This is a genomic window from Micromonospora sp. ALFpr18c, from assembly GCF_008868155.1.
Lineage (GTDB): Bacteria > Actinomycetota > Actinomycetes > Mycobacteriales > Micromonosporaceae > Micromonospora.
On sequence record NZ_WBKR01000391.1, the window covers coordinates 1 to 1,464 of the forward strand.

The 1,464-nt window shown below is 72.9% G+C and carries 1 protein-coding gene; it reads left to right on the plus strand.

Translation table 11 applies throughout. The annotated features are described in order from the left end of the window. Nucleotides 1–970: 970 nt before the first annotated feature. The gene (locus tag F8271_RS31335; protein WP_151493381.1) at nucleotides 971–1,405 is read left to right on the plus strand and encodes a rhodanese-like domain-containing protein; all 435 of its coding nucleotides are present in this window, start codon (nucleotides 971–973) and stop codon (nucleotides 1,403–1,405) included. Nucleotides 1,406–1,464: the final 59 nt, after the last annotated feature.

Below are 1,464 nucleotides of genomic sequence, written 5' to 3' on the forward strand. Positions count from 1 at the left end.
TCATCAACCGGACACAACCCGTCGATAACGTCACGAATCCGCAGCCGAGAACCGAACGCCGCGACCAACGGCAACGACCCCAACGCCTTCTCCACCGACGGCAACCCGAACCGCGCACGCTGTCTCACAGCCCGGCACGCTGCCATCAGCCACCCTCACCACCAACCCGCCGCGCCGAAACCCGCCCACGATCACCCACGTGCGGAATGCAGGGCTAGCCCGGTCGGCCCGCCGACGTCCCCGACCTCGTCGTAGGCGTCCCCAACCTCGTGGCGGTGTGCGGCCTCGTGGCGGTGTGCGGCCTCGTGGCGGTGTGCGGCCTCGTGGCCGGGTGCGGCGTCGTCGTGGGCGTCCCGGATCCCGTGGCCGTGTGCGGCCTCGCGGCCGAGTGCGACCCTGCGGGCGGACGCGGCCTCCTGGCCGGGAGCGGCCTCCTGGCCGGGAGCGGCCTCCTGGCCGGGAGCGGCCTCCTGGCCGGGAGCGGCCTCCTGGCCGGGAGCGGCCTCCTGGCCGGGAGCGGGCCTGCCGGTTCCGGGATTCAGTGTGGCTCCACGTGTTCCGGCCGTGCGGTGGCCGATCCGCCGACGAACGGCCCGGGATGGCCCGTCAATCCGTGCCGACGTGCGCCGCCGGGGCCGCACCGCTGCGGATGCTCACCGACGAACAGTTCCCTGGTAACGAGTCCGTGCACGACCGCAGTATCCCCCGCCCTCAAAGGATCAGCGCCAAGATCGACTCGGTTTCAGCGAAGGTGGGGTATCCGAGCCGGCGGGACACCGCGCCTTCACTGAAACCGAGTCGATCACGGTGCCCGGGCCGCCCCCGTCGCCGGTCTGACCCGTCCGACTGACGGCCATCGCCCGAACCCGTCACGTCCGGGGGAATTGGGGCGGCGGCGGGTGACGCCGGGCCCGTTCGCCTCCCGGGGTGGCATACCAATCGGCATCATCGGGTGGTGCTCCGAGACGTGATGAGCCCCGGCATCGACGCCCTGCTCGAACAGGCCCGAGCCGGGCTGCACCGACTGACTCCGCAGCAGACCGTCGAGGCGGTCCGAGGCGGGGCGCTGCTGGTCGACACCCGTACCGAGACGCAGCGCCGTGAACAGGGCGACCTGCCCGGGGCGGTCGTCATCGACCGGACCGTGCTGGAATGGCGCCTCGACCCGGCCAGCGCCTGGCGCATCCCGGAGGCCACCGGGTACGACCGGGAGATCATCCTGGTGTGCCGGCAGGGTTACAGCTCCAGTCTTGCAGCCGCCAGCCTGCAGACCCTCGGCCTCCGCCGCGCCACGGACATGATCGGCGGCGTCGACGCCTGGCTCGCCGCGGGCCTCCCCACCACAGACCGCCCCGCCGACATCCGCAGCGGTGCGGCCCCGGCGGCGCACGTCGGCACGGATTGACGGGCCATCCCGGGCCGTTCGTCGGCGGATCGGCCACCGCACGGCCGGAACACGTGGAG